This window comes from Microbacterium hydrocarbonoxydans (assembly GCF_900105205.1).
Classification (GTDB): Bacteria; Actinomycetota; Actinomycetes; order Actinomycetales; family Microbacteriaceae; genus Microbacterium; species Microbacterium hydrocarbonoxydans.
This window is the reverse complement of sequence record NZ_FNSQ01000005.1, coordinates 3,496,172-3,518,974: the sequence shown is the minus strand read 5'-3', so window position 1 is coordinate 3,518,974 and position 22,803 is coordinate 3,496,172. Positions and strand designations below refer to the sequence as shown.

At 63.6% G+C, this 22,803-nt stretch carries 23 protein-coding genes and 2 pseudogenes; 10 read left to right on the top strand and 15 right to left on the bottom strand.

What is annotated here, in order from left to right:
* Window positions 1–34: 34 nt before the first annotated feature.
* The 5 genes from BLW44_RS17165 (at window position 35) to BLW44_RS18315 (ending at window position 3,392) form a co-directional block, all read left to right on the top strand.
* Entirely contained in the window at window positions 35–514 is a 480-nt protein-coding gene (locus BLW44_RS17165; RefSeq protein WP_276526214.1) for a CopD family protein, read from the top strand.
* Window positions 515–530: 16 nt separating this feature from the next.
* On the top strand, window positions 531–1,160 hold the full coding sequence (locus BLW44_RS18655; RefSeq protein WP_420811377.1) for a cytochrome c oxidase assembly protein: 630 nt from the start codon (window positions 531–533) through the stop codon (window positions 1,158–1,160).
* Window positions 1,057–1,839: a copper resistance CopC family protein gene (locus tag BLW44_RS17155; RefSeq protein WP_254775134.1), complete on the top strand. Its 783-nt coding sequence runs from the start codon at window positions 1,057–1,059 to the stop codon at window positions 1,837–1,839. Before BLW44_RS18655 ends, BLW44_RS17155 begins: the two co-directional genes overlap by 104 nt.
* Before the next feature lie 193 nt (window positions 1,840–2,032).
* On the top strand, window positions 2,033–2,827 hold the full coding sequence (locus BLW44_RS18320) for a coiled-coil domain-containing protein (protein ID WP_254775133.1): 795 nt from the start codon (window positions 2,033–2,035) through the stop codon (window positions 2,825–2,827).
* Window positions 2,828–3,083: 256 nt separating this feature from the next.
* Window positions 3,084–3,392 (top strand): M23 family metallopeptidase, encoded by a 309-nt coding sequence (locus tag BLW44_RS18315; protein ID WP_254775090.1) that lies wholly within the window; start codon window positions 3,084–3,086, stop codon window positions 3,390–3,392.
* Between the two features lie 98 nt (window positions 3,393–3,490).
* Here the strand turns inward: BLW44_RS18315 and BLW44_RS17145 are convergent.
* Together BLW44_RS17145 and BLW44_RS17140 are read right to left on the bottom strand one after the other, a co-directional pair.
* A pseudogene (locus BLW44_RS17145) lies at window positions 3,491–4,250 on the bottom strand (cytochrome c biogenesis CcdA family protein).
* Between the two features lie 108 nt (window positions 4,251–4,358).
* Window positions 4,359–4,814, bottom strand: a pseudogene (locus BLW44_RS17140) (TlpA disulfide reductase family protein); the annotation flags it as partial.
* Window positions 4,815–5,259: 445 nt separating this feature from the next.
* Here BLW44_RS17140 and BLW44_RS17135 point away from each other — a divergent pair.
* From BLW44_RS17135 to BLW44_RS17120, 3 genes are all read left to right on the top strand, one after another.
* A complete protein-coding gene (locus BLW44_RS17135; protein WP_167347459.1) occupies window positions 5,260–6,081 on the top strand; it encodes a TnsA-like heteromeric transposase endonuclease subunit in 822 nt (273 codons plus the stop codon).
* Between the two features lie 123 nt (window positions 6,082–6,204).
* The gene (locus BLW44_RS17130; protein WP_074731956.1) at window positions 6,205–7,089 is read left to right on the top strand and encodes a hypothetical protein; all 885 of its coding nucleotides are present in this window, start codon (window positions 6,205–6,207) and stop codon (window positions 7,087–7,089) included.
* Window positions 7,090–7,807: 718 nt separating this feature from the next.
* Window positions 7,808–8,074, top strand: coding sequence for a hypothetical protein (locus BLW44_RS17120; protein WP_139305309.1), 267 nt, complete (start codon window positions 7,808–7,810; stop codon window positions 8,072–8,074).
* A gap of 60 nt (window positions 8,075–8,134) precedes the next feature.
* On the opposite strand, the gene BLW44_RS17845 is transcribed toward BLW44_RS17120, so the two are convergent.
* The 3 genes from BLW44_RS17845 to BLW44_RS17110 are packed head-to-tail and all read right to left on the bottom strand — an operon-like array spanning window position 8,135 to window position 11,293.
* Window positions 8,135–8,446: a hypothetical protein gene (locus BLW44_RS17845; RefSeq protein ID WP_139305308.1), complete on the bottom strand. Its 312-nt coding sequence runs from the start codon at window positions 8,444–8,446 to the stop codon at window positions 8,135–8,137.
* On the bottom strand, window positions 8,443–10,479 hold the full coding sequence (locus BLW44_RS17115) for a Mu transposase C-terminal domain-containing protein (RefSeq protein WP_053098495.1): 2,037 nt from the start codon (window positions 10,477–10,479) through the stop codon (window positions 8,443–8,445). Before BLW44_RS17115 ends, BLW44_RS17845 begins: the two co-directional genes overlap by 4 nt.
* The gene (locus BLW44_RS17110; protein WP_167347459.1) at window positions 10,472–11,293 is read right to left on the bottom strand and encodes a TnsA-like heteromeric transposase endonuclease subunit; all 822 of its coding nucleotides are present in this window, start codon (window positions 11,291–11,293) and stop codon (window positions 10,472–10,474) included. Before BLW44_RS17110 ends, BLW44_RS17115 begins: the two co-directional genes overlap by 8 nt.
* A gap of 445 nt (window positions 11,294–11,738) precedes the next feature.
* On the opposite strand from BLW44_RS17110, the gene BLW44_RS17105 reads away from it, so the two are divergent.
* Entirely contained in the window at window positions 11,739–12,308 is a 570-nt protein-coding gene (locus BLW44_RS17105) for a TlpA family protein disulfide reductase (RefSeq protein ID WP_053098497.1), read from the top strand.
* Window positions 12,305–13,066 carry a cytochrome c biogenesis CcdA family protein gene (locus BLW44_RS17100; protein WP_060926728.1) on the top strand — a complete coding sequence of 254 codons (762 nt, stop codon included), beginning with the start codon at window positions 12,305–12,307 and terminating at the stop codon, window positions 13,064–13,066. Before BLW44_RS17105 ends, BLW44_RS17100 begins: the two co-directional genes overlap by 4 nt.
* Before the next feature lie 98 nt (window positions 13,067–13,164).
* Here the strand turns inward: BLW44_RS17100 and BLW44_RS17095 are convergent, their stop codons facing one another.
* The 10 genes from BLW44_RS17095 to BLW44_RS17050 form a co-directional block, all read right to left on the bottom strand.
* Window positions 13,165–14,520 (bottom strand): M23 family metallopeptidase, encoded by a 1,356-nt coding sequence (locus BLW44_RS17095; RefSeq protein ID WP_026049678.1) that lies wholly within the window; start codon window positions 14,518–14,520, stop codon window positions 13,165–13,167.
* 193 nt (window positions 14,521–14,713) lie between these two features.
* Window positions 14,714–15,397, bottom strand: coding sequence for a copper resistance CopC family protein (locus tag BLW44_RS17090; protein WP_026049677.1), 684 nt, complete (start codon window positions 15,395–15,397; stop codon window positions 14,714–14,716).
* Entirely contained in the window at window positions 15,394–16,686 is a 1,293-nt protein-coding gene (locus BLW44_RS17085; RefSeq protein WP_074731947.1) for a bifunctional copper resistance protein CopD/cytochrome c oxidase assembly protein, read from the bottom strand. Before BLW44_RS17085 ends, BLW44_RS17090 begins: the two co-directional genes overlap by 4 nt.
* 601 nt (window positions 16,687–17,287) lie before the next feature.
* Window positions 17,288–17,791, bottom strand: coding sequence for a DUF3515 family protein (locus BLW44_RS17080; RefSeq protein WP_079113881.1), 504 nt, complete (start codon window positions 17,789–17,791; stop codon window positions 17,288–17,290).
* Window positions 17,788–19,392 (bottom strand): apolipoprotein N-acyltransferase, encoded by a 1,605-nt coding sequence (gene lnt / locus BLW44_RS17075; protein WP_079112071.1) that lies wholly within the window; start codon window positions 19,390–19,392, stop codon window positions 17,788–17,790. Before lnt ends, BLW44_RS17080 begins: the two co-directional genes overlap by 4 nt.
* The gene (locus BLW44_RS17070) at window positions 19,376–20,326 is read right to left on the bottom strand and encodes a cytochrome c oxidase assembly protein (RefSeq protein ID WP_042538291.1); all 951 of its coding nucleotides are present in this window, start codon (window positions 20,324–20,326) and stop codon (window positions 19,376–19,378) included. Before BLW44_RS17070 ends, lnt begins: the two co-directional genes overlap by 17 nt.
* A 25-nt stretch (window positions 20,327–20,351) precedes the next feature.
* Window positions 20,352–20,687, bottom strand: coding sequence for a DUF6804 family protein (locus BLW44_RS17065; protein WP_042538290.1), 336 nt, complete (start codon window positions 20,685–20,687; stop codon window positions 20,352–20,354).
* Window positions 20,684–21,223, bottom strand: a complete 540-nt coding sequence (gene lspA / locus BLW44_RS17060; RefSeq protein WP_053098498.1) for a signal peptidase II — start codon at window positions 21,221–21,223, stop codon at window positions 20,684–20,686. The genes BLW44_RS17065 and lspA overlap by 4 nt, the downstream gene beginning before the upstream one ends.
* Entirely contained in the window at window positions 21,216–21,893 is a 678-nt protein-coding gene (locus BLW44_RS17055; RefSeq protein ID WP_052492864.1) for a copper resistance CopC family protein, read from the bottom strand. The genes lspA and BLW44_RS17055 overlap by 8 nt, the downstream gene beginning before the upstream one ends.
* A complete protein-coding gene (locus BLW44_RS17050; RefSeq protein ID WP_042538288.1) occupies window positions 21,886–22,800 on the bottom strand; it encodes a cation diffusion facilitator family transporter in 915 nt (304 codons plus the stop codon). Before BLW44_RS17050 ends, BLW44_RS17055 begins: the two co-directional genes overlap by 8 nt.
* Between the last annotated feature and the right edge of the window lie 3 nt (window positions 22,801–22,803).

Below are 22,803 nucleotides of genomic sequence, written 5' to 3'. Positions count from 1 at the left end.
GCGCGGACGCTCACAGCCCTCGGCCGGTGGGAGGATTTGGCCTCAACCGTACGGCATCCTCCTTCTCACAAAGATCGGCGCGCTTTTGGTCATGGGCGTCCTGGGTGCCGCCTACCGCCGCCGACTCATCGCAAAGACCAGCGAGGGCCGTGGCGCCTTCTGGATGATCGTGTGCGTCGAACTCGGTTTCATGGGTGTCGCGAGCGGGGTCGCCGCCGCCCTCGCCCGCACCGCCGCCCCCGCCGATGCGATCACCCTGCCGCAGACCACCGCCGCGGAGATCCTCACCGACGCACCCGTCCCGGTCGCACTCACCCTGCAGAGATGGTTCACGGCGTGGAGTCCCGACCTCCTTTGGGTGCTCGTCGCGGGTTTCGGAATCGTCTTCTACCTCGTCGGCGTCCGACGCGCACGGCGCCGCGGGTATCCGTGGCCAGCCAGGCGCACGATCAGCTGGATTGCGGGGATGGGGGCGCTTTCTGTGGACGACCAGTGGGCCGATCGCAGCCTATGACGATTCGCTCATCAGTATGCGATTCCTCGCCTTCGCTCTCCTCAGTCTCGCGATCCCTTGCTCCTTGTCTTCGCGGCGCCGATCACCCTCGCAACCTTGGTCATCCACCCACGGGACGATGGAAGCCGAGGACCGCGCGAATGGCTTCTCTGGCCGCCACAGCCCCCTGGCCCGGTTTACTCGTCGCCCCGTCGTCGCCGCGTCCCTGTTCGCCACGTCGCTGTGGTTGTTCCACTACTCCGACCTGTTCCGATGGTCGCTCTACGACCAGCTCGGAGCGGAATGGATGATCAGCCAGCTCCTCGTCACCGGTGCCTCTTCGTACGATCGCTTTCCCCGAACGCGTCCACGACTCCCGAGGGGCGGTGGCGTGTGGCCTCACTCACTGCGCTCACAGGCGTGGCCACTTTCTTCGGCATCGCCACTATCGCTCGCTCCGACCTCATCGTCGCGGAGTGGTTTGGCGCCATGGGCGGACGTGGGGACCCACCCCCCTGCAGGACCAGGCCCTCGCCGGAGCCGCCACCTTGATGATCGCGGGAATGCTCGCAATCCTCACCGGCTTCTCCGTCCTCCACACGAAACGCAACAACAGACCTACCGACAGCACCCCGTGCCCGCCGGACGAAAGGACCCACGCCCGTGACCTCCACCCACCGCACCGCTGGCTCGCCAGCACACTTCTTGCCCTCATCGCACTGGGAATCGTGGCCGCACCGGCCCCCGCAGCTCTCGCGCACGACAACCTCCTGGACACCGTGCCCGGGGCAGACGAAACCGTCACCCAACTCGACGACGTCGCTCTCACGTTCAGCGGGGAACTCATTGACTTCAGCCAGGCAAGCTTCGCCCAAGTGCAAGGACCCGACGGCCTCTTCTACGAATCCAGCTGCTCCACCATCGACCGCAACATCCTCACCACCCCGGTCGCACTCGGAGAACCCGGCGTCTACACCGTGCTTTGGAACGCCGTCTCCAGCGACGGTCACCCCATATCCGAGAGCTTCACGTTCACGTACGCTCCCACCGGCATCGAGCCAGGGCTGGGATGGGACCAACCAGCATGCGGGAACGAACAATCACGGATGCAACCGGCAAAGGCGTCGCCCTCTGCTGTGGCCAACTACCGAACCTCCCGCAGCGGACACCCCTGCCCCGGCGGCATCCGCAGGCGAGAACGAGGTGGCTTCGATCGCGATCCCGCTCATCATCGCCGTGGCTGTCATAGGTGCCGCGGTGATCGCCACCACCGTTGTCGTACGGCAAGTGAAAAAGAACAAACACAACAAGGTGAGCCCGACATCCACACGGACCCGAAAGCGTGAACTTCGTGTCAGGACAGTCGAACTCGAATTCGATGCGACAGATATGGGCCACTGATCAGAGATCACGAGCGAGTCGGCGCGACTTCGGCGGCCACGTACGGCCGATGGACCAGACGGCGGGCAATGCAAGCGTGGCCAATCTGCGCGCCCATGGCAGCAGAATCCACGAAGCCGAGCTCGAGGAGAGGGCACAGTGAACGGACGACTCGTCTCTGCGGCTACGGAGGCGGCTGAAGAATGCGGTTGTGCACCCACGCCCGCCGAACGCGACTCGTTCTGGAAGCTGAGTGTTACTCGACGTGGCGCTTTCGGGCTCGGCGCGCTCGGTGTCGCTGCATTCGCTGCACTCGGCATCGGCTCCGGCGACTCAGCGGCGTACGCTGCGTCGTACCCGAGTTGGGACGATGTGCAACGCGCCAAGAACAACGAAGCTGCCAAGGCTGCCGAGATCACCCGAATCGAAGGGCTGATCCAGTCCTTGACGCGGAAGGTCGCTGAGACTCAGGTTGCTGCCGATACAGCCTCCGACGAGTTCTATGCAGCGCAGCAGGAGTACTTCGCTGCGATCACGGAAGCTCAGAGCCTGCAGGCGCAGGCGGACGAACAATCAGCGATTGCCGAAACCTCTGCGCGCAGGGCCGGTCAAGTTGCGGCACAGCTGTATCGCAACGGTGGAGATGATTCAGCACTGCAACTGTTCTTCTCCGGTTCCGCGGCCAACGCCGATGAGCTCCTGTCACGCCTGGGCACCATGGACAAGCTTCTCGAGTACAACCGGTCGGTCTACGATGGCGCAATCTCGGCGCGCAACACCGCCCAATCGCTGACCGATCAGGCGAAGGTTGCCCGCGACGAACGAGACCGCCCTGCAGCAGGTCGCAGAGCAGAAGATGATTGCGGCACAAGAAGCGGCCGACGCCGCACAGGCCGCGCTCGACGAGCAAGCCGCGAACCTCGAGACGAATGCAGGCGCAGCTCGCCGCGCTGAAAGACACCACCACGCAGACTGTCGCTGGTTACCAGTCGGGTGTGGCCGCGCGCGAGGCCGAAGAGCGCGCCCGTCGCGAACGCGAAAGCCGCGGAAGCGGCAGCCAACGGTGGCGGCAACGGCGGCGGCGGAGGCTCTGCCGGTAGCGGCGGTTGGGTCCGGCCCCACGGGGGCGGCCGAAGTTCAAGCTACGGCCCGCGGACCCCGATCTGCGGTTCGCAGGGCTGCTCCTCGAAGCTACCACTACGGCGCGGACATGGCCAATGGCTGCGGAGCGGCGATCTACGCCGCCAACTCCGGAACAGTGGACTACGCCGGCGCGAACGGCAACTACGGCAATTACGTCCGCATCCAACACGGCGGGGGCGTCAGCACCGGGTACGCGCACATCAAACCCAGTGGCATCCTCGTTGGCAGGGGGCAATGGGTCAATTCGGGCCAGGTCATCGCTTACGCGGGTGACACTGGACGCTCCTTCGGTTGCCATCTGCATTTCGAGGTCTACATCAATGGTGGTTACACCAACCCCGTCCGATTCATGGAAGACCGCGGCGTCTATATCTAAGGCTCCGACATGGGAGCACGAAGTGGCGCCACCCACAATGACCAGTTGGGTAGAGAGGGCTGCTCCAGTCGTCACTCGCGACATCCTTGCTAGGGATCTCAGAGAGGGAGAATGACGCTACCCATCACCGCCGTCAGCCGCGACATGATGTCGGTCCACAGCCCTGTCACCATCAGGATTCCGAGGACGATCAGCAGTATGCCTCCGCATACGTTCACCACCCGGATGTGACGACGGAGGAACTCGACCGTCTTCGCCGCCCAACCGAACCCGAATGCGACCAACAGGAACGGGATGCCGAGGCCGAGCGAATACGCGAGGCCGAGGAAGCCGGCACGGACAGGGTCGCCAGCATTGAACGAAAGCGCGATGATCGCGGCAAGCGTCGGACCCATGCACGGTGCCCAGCCGATACCAAGTGCCACTCCAAGTAGCGGCGCCCTGCGATTCCGGCCCGGGAGCCGACGTGGAAGCGGACCTCCCGCTGGGCGAAATTGAACAACCCGAGAAAGACGAGCCCCATCAGGATGATGACGACTCCGAGGATGCGTGTGACCAGGTCGCCCCAGCGTAGGAAGAACACGCCGGCCGTGCCGCCCAGCGCGGTGATGAGAACGAAGACGACGCTGAAGCCGAGGATGAACAGCGGTACGCCGACTACGAGCTGACGGCGCTGGGGCGCGACTGCGTTCGTCGCGCGACCCTTCGAGTCCGGCGCGACCACCCCGCCAAGGAAGCCGAGGTAGCCGGGGACCAGCGGAGCACGCAGGGCGACAAGAACGACACGAGGCCAGCGAGCATCGCGACGGGGACTGCGAGCCAGAGCGCACCGGACCCGATGATGGTGTCGGCGTTCACGGTGTCTCCGCCAGAGCGTCCTTGACGAGCGTCGAGGATCGAGGTGCCGTCGATGGGTCCGATGATGCGGGCGGCGACACGGCCCTGCCTGTCGAGCACGAGAGTCGTCGGTGTCGCCTGGATCGGCACGACCTCGGAGAAAGCGAGTTTCGCCTCGGCCGTGTTCACGTCGATCAGGCTCGGGTAGGTGATGCCGAACTCGTGAGAGAAAGCCTGGGCAGTGTCGGCCTGGTCGCGGGTATTGATGCCGATGAAAGCTACATCCTCGCCGCCGTATTCTTGCCAGACGCTTTCGAGATCCTTCGCCTCGATGCGGCACGGCGCGCACCCGGCGTACCAGAAGTTCACCACCGTGACCTTGCCGGCGTTGTCTGCGCTGTCGAAATCATCACCAGTTTCAGTGATGCCGCTGAAGTCGACCGGTTCGCTCCGCTCGTCGATCGGGATCTCGACGATCGCGCCGCCAGCGGCCACATACCCGGTGTTCTCACCCTTGAGGAAGGAATCGCTGACCGGATCCGGCGCACACCCGCTCAGACCGATGGCGAACACCGCGGCGAGCATGGCTCCGATCGCACCACGAATGGTGCGAAAGCGAGGATTTCGAGGCACATCTCGCACTCTACGCAGATCCCCTATGCGTCCGCCGAACCGGGCCACCGTCCTGCGGGCCTCTTACCGCTTCCGACGTCCGCCAGGGCAAGTCGCCGCGTCGGCAACTTCGGTCTGCTGACACACAGAGCACCTCCGGGAGGATGACGTGTCAGCTGAAGGCCAACTGCGTCATTCCAACGCAATTCCGACGACGACCGCCTGCACACCGTCTCAGCGTTGCAGATTGCTCGGCGGTGGCATCAGTGTTCTCGTTCGGTCGTTGCCGGACATCAGATCGAACTCTAATCCGAGCCATACCGGTGTGTCGGGAGCCAGGCAAAGCCGACCCGGCGGATCCTGGGCGCAGGCGACAACGATGTGCCTACTCAGGTACTCCGCCTTCCTTGGAGTGGTGATGAAGCCAGCTGAGATTGCACGGTTGATCGCACGGCGACGATTCTCGAAGGGCTCGGAGCTGCACTGGGTGCCGCGCGATCATCGTTCCGCATCCGGCTACGCGGATAGCGTCTCGTTCGCACCGGTCAACCGAAGTCTCGGCCGTTTGGATTGGTCGGTCATCGACCCGATGAAGGTTCGAGTATCGAAGGGCGCAAGCCACTTTTTCACGGGGTCTGAGTACTTCTGGAGTCGCACCCGTAGCCACGTATGGTGTGAGTCTCAGTTCGAGCGCGACGAGTTGATGTGGCTCGATTTCGGCGGGCAAGTAGCAAAGGTGTGGTCGCAGCCATTTGGCGTGGTGTTCGGCGTTCGCTCGCCGATGGCGGGTCACTGGCACGTGCCGGATTTCCTATTGCAGATGTCGGACGACTCCTACGCCGTTCGAGACGTGAGGCCAAAGGAACGCATCGACAAGTCTGCGCAACTGCAGTTCGATGAAACCGCGGTTGTGTCGGCAACGCTCGGCTGGCACTATCAGGTACTTTCCGGCCACAGCATCCATGCGACCCGCGTGGTCGAATGGTTGTCGGCGTCGCGTCATGACCGTTGCAGGCCGCCTGCTGACGTCGAGGACAGGATCCTCGACGCGGCAACTGACAGCAAGACTCGCCGGGAGTTGTGCGAGCTGGCATCACCAGATTGCCCACCTCTTGCCTGCGCATGGGTTGACAACCTCGCCTGGCGCAGACTTCTCGCGCTCGATCTGTCTGCGGTCTTCAATAGCAACGCGCTACTGACTACCGCACGTCGGGAGAGAACGGATGCGATCAGTGTCTGACGAGAGCAAGCTGAAACTCGGGGACTCTTTCGACATTGACGGCGAGATCTGGGTCTGGGCCCACATCATCCCCGCCTAGAGGTGAAGCTCCGGTCCGAGAACGCACCCGATCGACACCTCATCATGTCCGTAGACGAGTTCCTGCGCCATGCCGGCACGGCTCAACGCGAGCGCGCGGTATCGCTTCGTCCGGACGGGGACGCGTGGCCGACCAACGTGTGCGATATGGAGGCCCATCTCCTTGAGGCGTTCACCGGGAGACCAATGGATCCGTTGGCTTCCACTCCTCGGGCGCAGTATGACCCTGCGCTGACGACTCAGAACGCACGCGTTGACGCGAAGCTGCTGGAGTTGAAAGGCACGTCACTGGGGCGAGCGCGCAGTACCTTTCACCTCCTATGGAAGACCTACCAGCAAGACGGTGCAGCGGGGCTGAATGCCCGCATGCACCGGAAGGGCGAGCAGCGACTCGCCATCAGCCGGGCAGATCCGCGGCTGGTGACGATCATCGATCGATTCCTCGATCGCCAGACGGACAAGGCCACGAGTAGCAAAAAGCGTTGCGCTGTCTTGGTGAGGCGAGCGCTCGAGACAACCTACCCGGGCGACCCCATTTGTGAGATCAAGGCTCGCACCCTCCAGGGCTACATCAACGAGCGGGCTGCAGGCCGTTACAGCTTCGACAAAGCGACCACCCGGAGAAACACCGACAACAGCCCAAAGCGTCAGTACCACTCCGGAGCTGCCTATCAACTTGGAGAGCGATGCGAGATCGATTCAACGGACCTCGACGTTCTCGTTTGGGATGAGACCAGTGAGTTCCGTCCGAAACTCACCGTGCTTCTCGACGTCGCCAGCCGAGTGCCGCTCGCTTGGGCGATCCACGCGGATAGCCCTGGCGGATTCGATCATGCGCTCCTGCTCGCCGAGCCATCATCGGGCGCAAAGCCGTGCCTGGTTCGGGCGCTGCCACTCTCTCGGGGTCAGCCGCCTTGCCTTCCGCGCTGATGAAGCAGGTGAACCCCTACCTCAGCGACGAGTCTCTGGCTCTCCCATGGATCTTTCCGCGATCAATCACCATCGACGGCGGAGCTGATTTTCGGTCCCGCACGTTCAGAGATGCCTGCCGTGCGTACGGAATCCACAGGGAGCTCGCGCCCTCCGGAACGCCGACGGTGAAGCCACATGTTGAACGCAACTTCGGCACCCTCTCATCAGATTTCGCCGCATGGTTGGCCGGTTTCGTGGGGAACTCCGTGGCGCATCGAGGCGCCCGCGACAACCCCACGCTCACCTTGGACTCGCTCCGGCTCATCCTGGACAGTTGGATATCCAACATCTACCTGAACAAACCGCACCAGGGCCTGAAGTCGACGAGCTCCCCGGACGGATCTTCACCCCGAATCAGATGTACACCGAACTCTTCAGCGTCGGGCCTGGCGTCCCAGTGCCTTTCGGAGTCGAGGAGTACCTCGCCCTGTTGCCGACCGAACGTCGCATGATCGGTCGTGCAGGGATCGATCTCCACAATCGCCGCTACGACTCGCCGACCTGGAGGACCTCCGCAGTCGCTCCCTCACGGGCGCTGAACCGGGATCCGCGAGAGCGAGGAAGTTCCCGGTGAGCTTCGACCCCTACAACGCGAATGCCGTCTGGGTACGTCACCCGGAAAACCGGCTTGTGGATCGAGTGTTGGGACGTCGCTCTGCGAGAGAAGACGGCACCGATGGTCGCCGAGATCGACATGAAACTCCTTACCCGATACCCCGACGCCGCTATCGACGATCCCGATCGCCGCCGGGAGTGGATCGATCATGTCGAAAGCCGCGAGCGAGGAGACAAGCGCAAGCGCACCCAACACAAGCGAGAGCAACAGCGCCTCAAGGTCGAAGCTCAACGCGAGTCAGGCCCCTCGACAACGACACCGATCCCATTACGGCAATGGGCCAAACCCGTCGACATCAGCACCATCGATTGGACGTCCCCGACATAACATCTCGCTCAAGCAGAGGAGCTTGATCCATGAAGACACCTTCAATGCCGCCACTCGTCCTCACCACCATGGACCGCAAGGAACCCAGCCTTGCAGGGGCTTCGAGAAGCATCTTCGACTGCCGATGCCCCGCATCGCGCGCCGACAGCTCACCTCGTCCCCGTCGCCACGCTGCCCCGCGTCTTCACCCTCAACGTCAGCCGGAGAAGTCTTCGCGAGCTTGGTCGTATAGCTCTCGGCTTCACTATCCAGATCTGTGTACTGCCGGAAGGTGATCTTCGGCGGCGATGCGGGCTCGGCGTCGAATGCTTCTCGAAGCCCTGCAAGGCTGGTCTTGCGGTCATGGTGGAGGACGAGTGGGGTGATCTTCATGGATCAAGCTCCTCTGCTTGAGCGAGATGTATGTCGGGGGACGTCCAATCGATGGTGCTGATGTCGACGGGTTTGGCCCATTGCCGTAATGGGATCGGTGTCGTTGTCGAGGGGCCTGACTCGCGTTGAGCTTCGACCTTGAGGCGCTGTTGCTCTCGCTTGTGTTGGGTGCGCTTGCGCTTGTCTCCTCGCTCGCGGCTTTCGACATGATCGATCCACTCCCGGCGGCGATCGGGATCGTCGATAGCGGCGTCGGGGTATCGGGTAAGGAGTTTCATGTCGATCTCGGCGACCATCGGTGCCGTCTTCTCTCGCAGAGCGACGTCCCAACACTCGATCCACAAGCCGGTTTCCGGGTGACGTACCCAGACGGCATTCGCGTTGTAGGGGTCGAAGCTCACCGGGAACTTCCTCGCTCTCGCGGATCCCGGTTCAGCGCCCGTGAGGGAGCGACTGCGGAGGTCCTCCAGGTCGGGCGAGTCGTAGCGGCGATTGTGGAGATCGATCCCTGCACGACCGATCATGCGACGTTCGGTCGGCAACAGGGCGAGGTACTCCTCGACTCCGAAAGGCACTGGGACGCCAGGCCCGACGCTGAAGAGTTCGGTGTACATCTGATTCGGGGTGAAGATCCGTCCGGGGGAGCTCGTCGACTTCAGGCCCTGGTGCGGTTTGTTCAGGTAGATGTTGGATATCCAACTGTCCAGGATGAGCCGGAGCGAGTCCAAGGTGAGCGTGGGGTTGTCGCGGGCGCCTCGATGCGCCACGGAGTTCCCCACGAAACCGGCCAACCATGCGGCGAAATCTGATGAGAGGGTGCCGAAGTTGCGTTCAACATGTGGCTTCACCGTCGGCGTTCCGGAGGGCGCGAGCTCCCTGTGGATTCCGTACGCACGGCAGGCATCTCTGAACGTGCGGGACCGAAAATCAGCTCCGCCGTCGATGGTGATTGATCGCGGAAAGATCCATGGGAGAGCCAGAGACTCGTCGCTGAGGTAGGGGTTCACCTGCTTCATCAGCGCGGAAGGCAAGGCGGCTGACCCCGAGAGAGTGGCAGCGCCCGAACCAGGCACGGCTTTGCGCCCGATGATGGCTCGGGCGAGCAGGAGCGCATGATCGAATCCGCCAGGGCTATCCGCGTGGATCGCCCAAGCGAGCGGCACTCGGCTGGCGACGTCGAGAAGCACGGTGAGTTTCGGACGGAACTCACTGGTCTCATCCCAAACGAGAACGTCGAGGTCCGTTGAATCGATCTCGCATCGCTCTCCAAGTTGATAGGCAGCTCCGGAGTGGTACTGACGCTTTGGGCTGTTGTCGGTGTTTCTCCGGGTGGTCGCTTTGTCGAAGCTGTAACGGCCTGCAGCCCGCTCGTTGATGTAGCCCTGGAGGGTGCGAGCCTTGATCTCACAAATGGGGTCGCCCGGGTAGGTTGTCTCGAGCGCTCGCCTCACCAAGACAGCGCAACGCTTTTTGCTACTCGTGGCCTTGTCCGTCTGGCGATCGAGGAATCGATCGATGATCGTCACCAGCCGCGGATCTGCCCGGCTGATGGCGAGTCGCTGCTCGCCCTTCCGGTGCATGCGGGCATTCAGCCCCGCTGCACCGTCTTGCTGGTAGGTCTTCCATAGGAGGTGAAAGGTACTGCGCGCTCGCCCCAGTGACGTGCCTTTCAACTCCAGCAGCTTCGCGTCAACGCGTGCGTTCTGAGTCGTCAGCGCAGGGTCATACTGCGCCCGAGGAGTGGAAGCCAACGGATCCATTGGTCTCCCGGTGAACGCCTCAAGGAGATGGGCCTCCATATCGCACACGTTGGTCGGCCACGCGTCCCCGTCCGGACGAAGCGATACCGCGCGCTCGCGTTGAGCCGTGCCGGCATGGCGCAGGAACTCGTCTACGGACATGATGAGGTGTCGATCGGGTGCGTTCTCGGACCGGAGCTTCACCTCTAGGCCGGGGATGATGTGGGCCCAGACCCAGATCTCGCCGTCAATGTCGAAAGAGTCCCCGAGTTTCAGCTTGCTCTCGTCAGACACTGATCGCATCCGTTCTCTCCCGACGTGCGGTAGTCAGTAGCGCGTTGCTATTGAAGACCGCAGACAGATCGAGCGCGAGAAGTCTGCGCCAGGCGAGGTTGTCAACCCATGCGCAGGCAAGAGGTGGGCAATCTGGTGATGCCAGCTCGCACAACTCCCGGCGAGTCTTGCTGTCAGTTGCCGCGTCGAGGATCCTGTCCTCGACGTCAGCAGGCGGCCTGCAACGGTCATGACGCGACGCCGACAACCATTCGACCACGCGGGTCGCATGGATGCTGTGGCCGGAAAGTACCTGATAGTGCCAGCCGAGCGTTGCCGACACAACCGCGGTTTCATCGAACTGCAGTTGCGCAGACTTGTCGATGCGTTCCTTTGGCCTCACGTCTCGAACGGCGTAGGAGTCGTCCGACATCTGCAATAGGAAATCCGGCACGTGCCAGTGACCCGCCATCGGCGAGCGAACGCCGAACACCACGCCAAATGGCTGCGACCACACCTTTGCTACTTGCCCGCCGAAATCGAGCCACATCAACTCGTCGCGCTCGAACTGAGACTCACACCATACGTGGCTACGGGTGCGACTCCAGAAGTACTCAGACCCCGTGAAAAAGTGGCTTGCGCCCTTCGATACTCGAACCTTCATCGGGTCGATGACCGACCAATCCAAACGGCCGAGACTTCGGTTGACCGGTGCGAACGAGACGCTATCCGCGTAGCCGGATGCGGAACGATGATCGCGCGGCACCCAGTGCAGCTCCGAGCCCTTCGAGAATCGTCGCCGTGCGATCAACCGTGCAATCTCAGCTGGCTTCATCACCACTCCAAGGAAGGCGGAGTACCTGAGTAGGCACATCGTTGTCGCCTGCGCCCAGGATCCGCCGGGTCGGCTTTGCCTGGCTCCCGACACACCGGTATGGCTCGGATTAGAGTTCGATCTGATGTCCGGCAACGACCGAACGAGAACACTGATGCCACCGCCGAGCAATCTGCAACGCTGAGACGGTGTGCAGGCGGTCGTCGTCGGAATTGCGTTGGAATGACGCAGTTGGCCTTCAGCTGACACGTCATCCTCCCGGAGGTGCTCTGTGTGTCAGCAGACCGAAGTTGCCGACGCGGCGACTTGCCCTGGCGGACGTCGGAAGCGGTAAGAGGCCCGCAGGACGGTGGCCCGGTTCGGCGGACGCATAGGGGATCTGCGTAGAGTGCGAGATGTGCCTCGAAATCCTCGCTTTCGCACCATTCGTGGTGCGATCGGAGCCATGCTCGCCGCGGTGTTCGCCATCGGTCTGAGCGGGTGTGCGCCGGATCCGGTCAGCGATTCCTTCCTCAAGGGTGAGAACACCGGGTATGTGGCCGCTGGCGGCGCGATCGTCGAGATCCCGATCGACGAGCGGAGCGAACCGGTCGACTTCAGCGGCATCACTGAAACTGGTGATGATTTCGACAGCGCAGACAACGCCGGCAAGGTCACGGTGGTGAACTTCTGGTACGCCGGGTGCGCGCCGTGCCGCATCGAGGCGAAGGATCTCGAAAGCGTCTGGCAAGAATACGGCGGCGAGGATGTAGCTTTCATCGGCATCAATACCCGCGACCAGGCCGACACTGCCCAGGCTTTCTCTCACGAGTTCGGCATCACCTACCCGAGCCTGATCGACGTGAACACGGCCGAGGCGAAACTCGCTTTCTCCGAGGTCGTGCCGATCCAGGCGACACCGACGACTCTCGTGCTCGACAGGCAGGGCCGTGTCGCCGCCCGCATCATCGGACCCATCGACGGCACCTCGATCCTCTCGACGCTCGTCAAGGACGCTCTGGCGGAGACACCGTGAACGCCGACACCATCATCGGGTCCGGTGCGCTCTGGCTCGCAGTCCCCGTCGCGATGCTCGCTGGCCTCGTGTCGTTCTTGTCGCCCTGCGTGCTCCCGCTGGTCCCCGGCTACCTCGGCTTCCTTGGCGGGGTGGTCGCGCCGGACTCGAAGGGTCGCGCGACGAACGCAGTCGCGCCCCAGCGCCGTCAGCTCGTAGTCGGCGTACCGCTGTTCATCCTCGGCTTCAGCGTCGTCTTCGTTCTCATCACCGCGCTGGGCGGCACGGCCGGCGTGTTCTTCCTACGCTGGGGCGACCTGGTCACACGCATCCTCGGAGTCGTCATCATCCTGATGGGGCTCGTCTTTCTCGGGTTGTTCAATTTCGCCCAGCGGGAGGTCCGCTTCCACGTCGGCTCCCGGGCCGGAATCGCAGGGGCGCCGCTACTTGGAGTGGCACTTGGTATCGGCTGGGCACCGTGCATGGGTCCGACGCTTGCCGCGATCATCGCGCTTTCGTTCAATGCTGGCGACCCTGTCCGTGCCGGCTTCCTCGGCCTCGCGTATTCGCTCGGCCTCGGCATCCCGTTCCTGTTGGTCGCATTCGGGTTCGGTTGGGCGGCGAAGACGGTCGAGTTCCTCCGTCGTCACATCCGGGTGGTGAACGTATGCGGAGGCATACTGCTGATCGTCCTCGGAATCCTGATGGTGACAGGGCTGTGGACCGACATCATGTCGCGGCTGACGGCGGTGATGGGTAGCGTCATTCTCCCTCTCTGAGATCCCTAGCAAGGATGTCGCGAGTGACGACTGGAGCAGCCCTCTCTACCCAACTGGTCATTGTGGGTGGCGCCACTTCGTGCTCCCATGTCGGAGCCTTAGATATAGACGCCGCGGTCTTCCATGAATCGGACGGGGTTGGTGTAACCACCATTGATGTAGACCTCGAAATGCAGATGGCAACCGAAGGAGCGTCCAGTGTCACCCGCGTAAGCGATGACCTGGCCCGAATTGACCCATTGCCCCCTGCCAACGAGGATGCCACTGGGTTTGATGTGCGCGTACCCGGTGCTGACGCCCCCGCCGTGTTGGATGCGGACGTAATTGCCGTAGTTGCCGTTCGCGCCGGCGTAGTCCACTGTTCCGGAGTTGGCGGCGTAGATCGCCGCTCCGCAGCCATTGGCCATGTCCGCGCCGTAGTGGTAGCTCGAGGAGCAGCCCTGCGAACCGCAGATCGGGGTCCGCGGGCCGTAGCTTGAACTTCGGCCGCCCCCGTGGGGCCGGACCCAACCGCCGCTACCGGCAGAGCCTCCGCCGCCGCCGTTGCCGCCACCGTTGGCTGCCGCTTCCGCGGCTTCGCGTTCGCGACGGGCGCGCTCTTCGGCCTCGCGCGCGGCCACACCCGACTGGTAACCAGCGACAGTCTGCGTGGTGGTGTCTTTCAGCGCGGCGAGCTGCGCCTGCATCGTCTCGAGGTTCGCGGCTTGCTCGTCGAGCGCGGCCTGTGCGGCGTCGGCCGCTTCTTGTGCCGCAATCATCTTCTGCTCTGCGACCTGCTGCAGGCGGTCTCGTTCGTCGCGGGCAACCTTCGCCTGATCGGTCAGCGATTGGGCGGTGTTGCGCGCCGAGATTGCGCCATCGTAGACCGACCGGTTGTACTCGAGAAGCTTGTCCATGGTGCCCAGGCGTGACAGGAGCTCATCGGCGTTGGCCGCGGAACCGGAGAAGAACAGTTGCAGTGCTGAATCATCTCCACCGTTGCGATACAGCTGTGCCGCAACTTGACCGGCCCTGCGCGCAGAGGTTTCGGCAATCGCTGATTGTTCGTCCGCCTGCGCCTGCAGGCTCTGAGCTTCCGTGATCGCAGCGAAGTACTCCTGCTGCGCTGCATAGAACTCGTCGGAGGCTGTATCGGCAGCAACCTGAGTCTCAGCGACCTTCCGCGTCAAGGACTGGATCAGCCCTTCGATTCGGGTGATCTCGGCAGCCTTGGCAGCTTCGTTGTTCTTGGCGCGTTGCACATCGTCCCAACTCGGGTACGACGCAGCGTACGCCGCTGAGTCGCCGGAGCCGATGCCGAGTGCAGCGAATGCAGCGACACCGAGCGCGCCGAGCCCGAAAGCGCCACGTCGAGTAACACTCAGCTTCCAGAACGAGTCGCGTTCGGCGGGCGTGGGTGCACAACCGCATTCTTCAGCCGCCTCCGTAGCCGCAGAGACGAGTCGTCCGTTCACTGTGCCCTCTCCTCGAGCTCGGCTTCGTGGATTCTGCTGCCATGGGCGCGCAGATTGGCCACGCTTGCATTGCCCGCCGTCTGGTCCATCGGCCGTACGTGGCCGCCGAAGTCGCGCCGACTCGCTCGTGATCTCTGATCAGTGGCCCATATCTGTCGCATCGAATTCGAGTTCGACTGTCCTGACACGAAGTTCACGCTTTCGGGTCCGTGTGGATGTCGGGGCTCACCTTGTTGTGTTTGTTCTTTTTCACTTGCCGTACGACAACGGTGGTGGCGATCACCGCGGCACCTATGACAGCCACGGCGATGATGAGCGGGATCGCGATCGAAGCCACCTCGTTCTCGCCTGCGGATGCCGCCGGGGCAGGGGTGTCCGCTGCGGGAGGTTCGGTAGTTGGCACAGCAGAGGGCGACGCCTTTGCCGGTTGCATCCGTGATTGTTCGTTCCCGCATGCTGGTTGGTCCCATCCCAGCCCTGGCTCGATGCCGGTGGGAGCGTACGTGAACGTGAAGCTCTCGGATATGGGGTGACCGTCGCTGGAGACGGCGTTCCAAAGCACGGTGTAGACGCCGGGTTCTCCGAGTGCGACCGGGGTGGTGAGGATGTTGCGGTCGATGGTGGAGCAGCTGGATTCGTAGAAGAGGCCGTCGGGTCCTTGCACTTGGGCGAAGCTTGCCTGGCTGAAGTCAATGAGTTCCCCGCTGAACGTGAGAGCGACGTCGTCGAGTTGGGTGACGGTTTCGTCTGCCCCGGGCACGGTGTCCAGGAGGTTGTCGTGCGCGAGAGCTGCGGGGGCCGGTGCGGCCACGATTCCCAGTGCGATGAGGGCAAGAAGTGTGCTGGCGAGCCAGCGGGTGCGGTGGGTGGAGGTCACGGGCGTGGGTCCTTTCGTCCGGCGGGCACGGGGGTGCTGTCGGTAGGTCTGTTGTTGCGTTTCGTGTGGAGGACGGAGAAGCCGGTGAGGATTGCGAGCATTCCCGCGATCATCAAGGTGGCGGCTCCGGCGAGGGCCTGGTCCTGCAGGGGGGTGGGTCCCCACGTCCGCCCCATGGCGCCAAACCACTCCGCGACGATGAGGTCGGAGCGAGCGATAGTGGCGATGCCGAAGAAAGTGGCCACGCCTGTGAGCGCAGTGAGTGAGGCCACACGCCACCGCCCCTCGGGAGTCGTGGACGCGTTCGGGGAAAGCGATCGTACGAAGAGGCACCCGGTGACGAGGAGCTGGCTGATCATCCATTCCGCTCCGAGCTGGTCGTAGAGCGACCATCGGAACAGGTCGGAGTAGTGGAACAACCACAGCGACGTGGCGAACAGGGACGCGGCGACGACGGGGCGACGAGTAAACCGGGCCAGGGGGCTGTGGGCGGCCCAGAGAAGCCATTCGCGCGGTCCTCGGCTTCCATCGTCCCGTGGGTGGATGACCAAGGTTGCGAGGGTGATCGGCGCCGCGAAGACAAGGAGCAAGGGGATCGCGAGACTGAGGAGAGCGAAGGCGAGGAATCGCATACTGATGAGCGAATCGTCATAGGCTGCGATCGGCCCACTGGTCGTCCACAGAAGCGCCCCCATCCCCGCAATCCAGCTGATCGTGCGCCTGGCTGGCCACGGATACCCGCGGCGCCGTGCGCGTCGGACGCCGACGAGGTAGAAGACGATTCCGAAACCCGCGACGAGCACCCAAAGGAGGTCGGGACTCCACGCCGTGAACCATCTCTGCAGGGTGAGTGCGACCGGGACGGGTGCGTCGGTGAGGATCTCCGCGGCGGTGGTCTGCGGCAGGGTGATCGCATCGGCGGGGGCGGCGGTGCGGGCGAGGGCGGCGGCGACCCCGCTCGCGACACCCATGAAACCGAGTTCGACGCACACGATCATCCAGAAGGCGCCACGGCCCTCGCTGGTCTTTGCGATGAGTCGGCGGCGGTAGGCGGCACCCAGGACGCCCATGACCAAAAGCGCGCCGATCTTTGTGAGAAGGAGGATGCCGTACGGTGAGGCCAAATCCTCCCACCGGCCGAGGGCTGTGAGCGTCCGCGCGTATCCCGAGACGGCGACGCCGATGAACGCGATGAGCGCCACCGTCGAGTACCGGCGGAGCAGGTTCTCGAGTTCGCGCGGCGAGCTGATCGGTCGCGCGACGACGAGCAGGATGAGCCCCCGAGCCATACTGCTGCTGAAATGACATGCAGGACGAGGGACATGACAGCGGGATCGTGATTGGCGAGCTCACCCGAATGACCTTGGGTGGCCATGGGAATCAGACTGATGATCGCAAGCACGGTTGTGATCATGACCGCACCATAGCTGCGAACAGCGAATGCGAGGACTGTCACGACCGAAGCGAGGATCGCGGTGATGAGCCATGATCGTCCCAGCTCCGTGTCGAGGAGGAAGCGACCGAGCTGCGTGCCGAACTCGGCACTCAGGTTAACTTGCGGATTGAATGAGGACAGGAAGGTGAGGTAAGCCACCACCCCGCTTGTGAGGGTGAGGGTCGCGGCGCCGGCGGAGGCAATATCGAGCGCGACGGTGAAGGGCTTCCCTGCCGAGGGGAGAGCGAACACCGCCAGCACCAGGGGCCCGAGCATCGCCGCACCGGACAGATTGACGAACAGTTTCGCGGCCGGGAGTCCCCATCGCACGAGCGCTCCAGGGTCACTCGCGAGTCTTGGTGCAGCTCCTCCACCAATCACGAGCCCGATGACCACAGCGATGAGTGCGGCGGCAACGAGAATCGTCGGTCCAACGATCCGGAGAACAACGGGATTCATGGAGTGGTATCCCCTGTCTGAGCGCCAGCAGCGTCCGGGTCTTCCGTCACAGGTGCCGTGCATTCACCGGTCTTGGGGAGCTGCTGGATCGCCCCGGCAAGAGATTCGAGAACCGCGTCCGCCGACAGGGTGGTCGTGTCCACGTACACCTGGGCAGCTGGATCTCGGCCGTAGGTTGTGAGCCGCAGATTCGGGGTCTCCTCCTCGTCGACGATCCAATCGACGCCCCCCAAGCTGACACATTGCAGCGTGGTGGGGGCCGGGGGCTCCAACCCGCAGGTGAGGAGCACGCTACTGGGGGTGCCCCATCCTGCGGTGGCCTGAGCGTCCGTCCAGACGCGAGCCTGGTCGCCAATCGAGTCCGGTAATCGTACGGTGACCTCTGCGCACAGCGGGTCATTCGCGTTCGCTGCGGGCTCGAGGTGGACGGTGGGTGCGCAGCTGGTGAGCACAAGCAGTGCGCACAGCGCCGCGCCAGAGGTCAGAATCTTGAGCTTCACAACGTCATCCATCCGTCTTCCTGGGAGTCAGCATGCGTCCGTCGCTGTCGGATCGACATGACGAGCAGCGCTAGTACCGTTCCGATACTGAGCATCCAGCCGAGCCACGGCATCAGCACGACAGCGAGAGTCGTGCCGGCGCGGAGGGGGACCTCGGTGATCTTCGCCGCGGTCGTGTCCACCGCAACCTGAGCCAACACTTTTCCATCGCGGCCGATGACTTGACTGGTCCCGGTGGTGGAGACGTTCACCGCAGTTCTCCCTGTTTCGAGCGCGCGTATGCGGGCGATGGTCAGCTGTTGGAGGTTCTCGTCCGTGCCTCTGAAATCCGCATTGTTGGTTTGAAACACGAACATCTGCGCGCCAGAGGACGCGCTCTGGTGGATGACGTCGTCGTAGATGACGTCGAAACAGATCGCCAGACCGATGGGCACATCGCCAACGTTCATGAGGGGCGTGTTGGAGCCGGGCGTGTACTCGCGTTGTATCAACCCGATGAGATCGGGGGCGATGGCTTCGTAGAACCAACGGTCCGGCACGTATTCGCCGAAAGGGACGGGGTTGGCCTTGTCGTGGAGCTGCTGCGGCCCGGCGCTGGTCCACAGCATCGAGGTGTTGAACGTGTCAGCTCCGCGGGTGGTTGCCGCATTCACCAGTGCCGGAGCGCCAGCACCCTGCACGAGTCGATCAAGGCGGCCTGCGACGGCGGCATCGCGCAGGGGATCGGCGTCGACGGCCCCTTCTGGCCAGACGAGAAGGTCCATTTCACGCCCCAGGAGCGGAGCGGTCGCTTCTTCCTGTGCGCGCAGGATGTCACCTGTTGTCCTGGTGTCGAAGTAGCCGCTGGGACCGTTGCCCTGCACCCATCCGACGCGCATCATTCCCGCTTGCTCAGTCGGGAACAGAGGGACGGCCATCGCGGCAACGACGATGACCGCCGCTGCTGCTCCCGGCTCCCACCGGCGGAGGGTGAGGGCTTCCACGACGCTTGCGCAGACGAGGATTGTCAGGAAGGTCAGCCCGGTTGTCCCCACCCAGGAAGCGGCTTCCGCGAGCGGGCTCTCGGCAAGAGTGAAGCCGATTCGCGCCCACGGGAACCCGGTGTACGGCGCATTCCCCATCAGCGTTTCCCGCAGCACCCACACCCCGGCGACGAGCACAGGAGTGATCGCGTGATACCCGAATCCCGCCCGCGTGGTGGCGACACGATAGGCGAGTGCGATCAGCGCACCGCCGGCACCGAACAGCAGGGATTCCAAGCCAGCCAGCGCGACCCATGGGATGGGCCCCAGAAACCGGGTCACCCATACCAAGTGAGTGAAGTAGAAGGCCGTCCCGTAGACGAGGGAGATCAGGAACGCCCCGGGAACAGAGCGTCCGCGAAGCGTCCACAGCCCGATGGTTGCGCTCACGAACGTCGCGGGCCACCACCCGGACGCGGGGTAGGCGAGATCCAGCATGCCTCCTGCGATGGCGGACGCGACGATCGCTACGGGAAATGGCACCGCAGCTGCCAGGAGCGCATCGTGCGCACTGGCGTTGCCGCGCCGTGGTCGAACGGAGAGGGCGTGTCCCACCAACGGGTCAGCGGTCACGGTCATGAGTGCCCAGGTTTTTCAGGTAAGCGTTGTACGAGTCGAGGTCGGCGTTCCCGTGCACGTCGGCATACCGATCCGCCGCGGCAGCACGAGCGGTGTCGCTTCGGAACCAACGATGCATCACGTAGATCAACATCAGTACGGTCGGGGCTTCACCGTAGGACCATGCCAGAGCGCCGGCTAGCTGCTGATCGGCGAGGGGATCGATGCCCAGTGCTTCGGTGGGCGCGACGAACGAGCCGACCAGGATCGTACTGGCCATCATGAGAAACACCCCGAAGAATGCGTGGAGCGCGGCTTCGGCAAAGACGTCCAGTGCACGGGCACCATGACCCAACCTGACCGGCAGCGGATCGGAGGACAGGATGGGGATGGTGAAGAGCACGCCGGCGAGGAGGAATCCGACCTCGAGTGCGACGTGACCCCCGGGGAGAGCGAGGATGGCATCGGCAGCACCCGCAAGGTAGATGCCGTAGAACGCGAACAGGTAGAGCGGGACAGTGGCCCACGGACTGAGTATCCATTTCGCGGCCGGGCTTCGAAGAGCACCGTGGGCCGCTGTGAGGACTAACCGTCCCGCTCCATGATGCGGTGTCGCTCGCAGAAGAAGGGTGCCGGGAGAGCCCAGGACGAGGAGCGGCGGCACCATCATCATCAGAGTGAGCTGCTGGAACATGAAAACGGACACCAGCGCCTGGCCGTAGGTTTCAACGCCTAGACCAGTGACCGCCGCGAGGAGAACACACCCGAGAAGGAAGCTGACCGTTCGCCACACGGGCCACCGACGCCCGCGCGTCCACAACCGGATCGCTCCGACCAGATACAGCACAGCGAGGATCCCCGCGACTATCGGTAACACCGGAAGCGGGATGTCCGCCGGTGCGAGGAACGCCTGCAAAGACGGGGGACTTTCGAGGATCTGGCCGCTCACACGCATGGTCGTGACAAGAAGATCGCGCTGTTCACTTCCGGATCACCTTGATCGTCGCCCCCGCTGCCAGGAACGCCACGGCCGCGATGGGCTGTGCTGTGGTCCACACGACACCGGAGAAGGGGAAGGGCATTACCGGGTTCCAGAGCACGGCGATCGCGAGGAAGACCGGGATCCACCACCAGTGGCGTGCCTGCAGCGCAAACCACGCGACGATCAGCCCGAAAATTGAGGCGATGAAGAGGACGAGGGGCGCCCAATTCGCCTGGAAGAGCGCCGGGGCGAGGAACAGGATCGCGGCGGCGACGAGGCTGGGGGCCAGGGCGTTCCGCTGGTAAGTGGAGGGGACACGTTCTTTGGGACTCATGGGTGAACCGTTTCTTCGGCGGGTACAGGGTCGACGGGATCGGGGCGGGACGAGGGGTCTGGCCGGCGACGGCTTATGCGCAGACCCGCGACGATGAGGAACACGGCACCGATGCCGAGAGCGACATCGGCGAGGTTGCCGATGAACAGGTTCCCGTAGGCAAGGAAATCGGTGACGTGCCCGATCCCGAACGCGGGCGGCGAGAATAAGCGATCGATGAGGTTCCCGATCGCACCGCCCACGATGAAACCGAAACCAACCGCCGACCACACGTTGCGGGCTCGGGTAGCGGCACCGATGAGGGCCGCGGTGACAGCGAGCCCGACGACGGTGATGACCCATGTGGAGCCTTCCCCGAGCGAGAAGATCGCCCCGGGGTTGAAGGCCAGTTGAAGACCGAGCCAGTCACCGATCAGCGGTATACGCGCATCCTGTCGCAACGTGTTCAGAGCAAGAGTCTTGGTGCCTTGATCGATCAGGATAACGATGGCGGCGACGATGAGCACCACGGCCGACCGGCGGACTCGATCACGCATCGGCGTCTTCCCCCGCGGCCGCGGCATCCTCAGCAACTTCGGCGCGATCCCGCTGGTGACGGCGGCGCCCGGCCATCATCACGCCCACAACCCCGACCCCCAGGATGATAGCCAAACCGGAGAGGAAGAATAGGGGCAGCATTTCGAAGGCACCGCCTCCGGATGGTGTGCCGCCGTACGTTTGTGCCGGCGATGCGGTTTCCGTTTCTTCGCTGCTCTGTGGTGAGGCTTCAGGGGTGGGGCTTGCGGTGGTTGTGCCGGATCCCGTGTCCGTCGCGGGTCTGACGGTGTACACGTACTCTCCGCTGATCGGATGCCCATCGGCGGAGACGGTCTTCCATCGGACAGTGAAGACACCGGTCGCGGCGTCCGGGGAGAGGTGCTGCGTGATAACGTCATCGGTCGCCTGGGGGGCGTCGACTGCGACGTTTGCTCCGGTTTCATCGACCACGTCGATGACTGTTGCGCCGTCACCATCCGGAAGCAGCCCGGTGAACATCAGAGAGATCTCGTCGGGAGAGCCGTCGACGGCCGAGTCGGCGTCGGGGTACGCCGAGACGAACTCGTCGTGAGCGGCGGCCGGGGCTGTGGTCCCCAGCACGACGGATGCCGACACCATCAGGGCGGCGGCGGCGAGGGCTGTGATACGTGCCGAGAGGCGTTTATGCATGGGTGTCGTGCTCTCCGGGGTGGGATTCGGGTTCGATCTGGAAGGTGGAGTGTTCGATGCTCACGGCGAAGTGCTCGTTGACGCATTGCTGAAGTGATGTCAGCAATGCGGCGGAAGCTTCCATCGTGACGGTGTCATCGACCACGACATGGGCGGTGAGCGTGGGGAGGTCGGTCGAGACTTGGGTCGCGTGAAGGTCGTGCACCGCGACCACGTGCGGAAGGGCAAGGATGTGGCGGCGGACATCCTCGAGGTCGAGGCCGGCGGGTGTGGACTCCAACAGCACCCGACCGGATGCTCGCAACAGGATAAGAGTGCGGGGAATGATGAGCAGCGCGATCAAGACGCCCGCGACGGCGTCCGCCTGATACCAACCGAAAACGGCGATGAGGATGGCGCTGGCGATGACGCCGACGGAACCGAGGGCATCGTTGACGACCTCGAGGAACGCGGCGCGCATGTTGAGATTGCGTCCGCGGCCGCTGAACAATACGAGCATGGAGGCGATGTTGGCGACGAGACCGACGATGCCGAAGAACAGCAGACTCCCCGATGCGATCTCAGGGGGCTCGAACAGCCGCCGTACGCCTTCCACGAGCGCGAAGATGCCCACCCCGAGCAGCAAAGTTGCTTGAGCGAGCGCACCGAGAACCTCCGTGCGTCGAAGACCGAAGGTGTACTTGGGAGTCGGGGGACGATTCATCAGATGCGCAGCGGTGACGGCCATCGCCAACCCGACGACATCGGTGAGCATGTGCGCCGCATCAACAAGCAGTGCGAGGCTGCCTGTGATGATTGCGCCGATCACTTCGACGATGAAGACCGAAGAGGTGATCGCGAACGCGATGACCAGGCGATTGCGGGGAGTGGCGTCACCGATACCGTGACTGTGCCCTGTGTCTGTCATGGT

Excerpts from the sequence above, each read along its gene's own strand:
- BLW44_RS18655 (WP_420811377.1), top strand. The coding sequence starts at position 531 with ATGCGATTCCTCGCCTTCGCTCTCCTCAGTCTCGCGATCCCTTGCTCC.
- BLW44_RS17155 (WP_254775134.1), top strand. The coding sequence starts at position 1,057 with ATGCTCGCAATCCTCACCGGCTTCTCCGTCCTCCACACGAAACGCAAC.
- BLW44_RS18315 (WP_254775090.1), top strand. The coding sequence starts at position 3,084 with ATGGCCAATGGCTGCGGAGCGGCGATCTACGCCGCCAACTCCGGAACA.
- BLW44_RS17135 (WP_167347459.1), top strand. The coding sequence starts at position 5,260 with ATGAAGCCAGCTGAGATTGCACGGTTGATCGCACGGCGACGATTCTCG.
- BLW44_RS17130 (WP_074731956.1), top strand. The coding sequence starts at position 6,205 with ATGTCCGTAGACGAGTTCCTGCGCCATGCCGGCACGGCTCAACGCGAG.
- BLW44_RS17120 (WP_139305309.1), top strand. The coding sequence starts at position 7,808 with ATGGTCGCCGAGATCGACATGAAACTCCTTACCCGATACCCCGACGCC.
- BLW44_RS17845 (WP_139305308.1), bottom strand. The coding sequence starts at position 8,446 with ATGAAGATCACCCCACTCGTCCTCCACCATGACCGCAAGACCAGCCTT.
- BLW44_RS17110 (WP_167347459.1), bottom strand. The coding sequence starts at position 11,293 with ATGAAGCCAGCTGAGATTGCACGGTTGATCGCACGGCGACGATTCTCG.
- BLW44_RS17105 (WP_053098497.1), top strand. The coding sequence starts at position 11,739 with ATGCTCGCCGCGGTGTTCGCCATCGGTCTGAGCGGGTGTGCGCCGGAT.
- BLW44_RS17085 (WP_074731947.1), bottom strand. The coding sequence starts at position 16,686 with ATGGCTCGGGGGCTCATCCTGCTCGTCGTCGCGCGACCGATCAGCTCG.
- lnt (WP_079112071.1), bottom strand. The coding sequence starts at position 19,392 with ATGACCGTGACCGCTGACCCGTTGGTGGGACACGCCCTCTCCGTTCGA.
- BLW44_RS17070 (WP_042538291.1), bottom strand. The coding sequence starts at position 20,326 with ATGCGTGTGAGCGGCCAGATCCTCGAAAGTCCCCCGTCTTTGCAGGCG.
- BLW44_RS17065 (WP_042538290.1), bottom strand. The coding sequence starts at position 20,687 with ATGAGTCCCAAAGAACGTGTCCCCTCCACTTACCAGCGGAACGCCCTG.
- lspA (WP_053098498.1), bottom strand. The coding sequence starts at position 21,223 with ATGCGTGATCGAGTCCGCCGGTCGGCCGTGGTGCTCATCGTCGCCGCC.
- BLW44_RS17055 (WP_052492864.1), bottom strand. The coding sequence starts at position 21,893 with ATGCATAAACGCCTCTCGGCACGTATCACAGCCCTCGCCGCCGCCGCC.
- BLW44_RS17050 (WP_042538288.1), bottom strand. The coding sequence starts at position 22,800 with ATGACAGACACAGGGCACAGTCACGGTATCGGTGACGCCACTCCCCGC.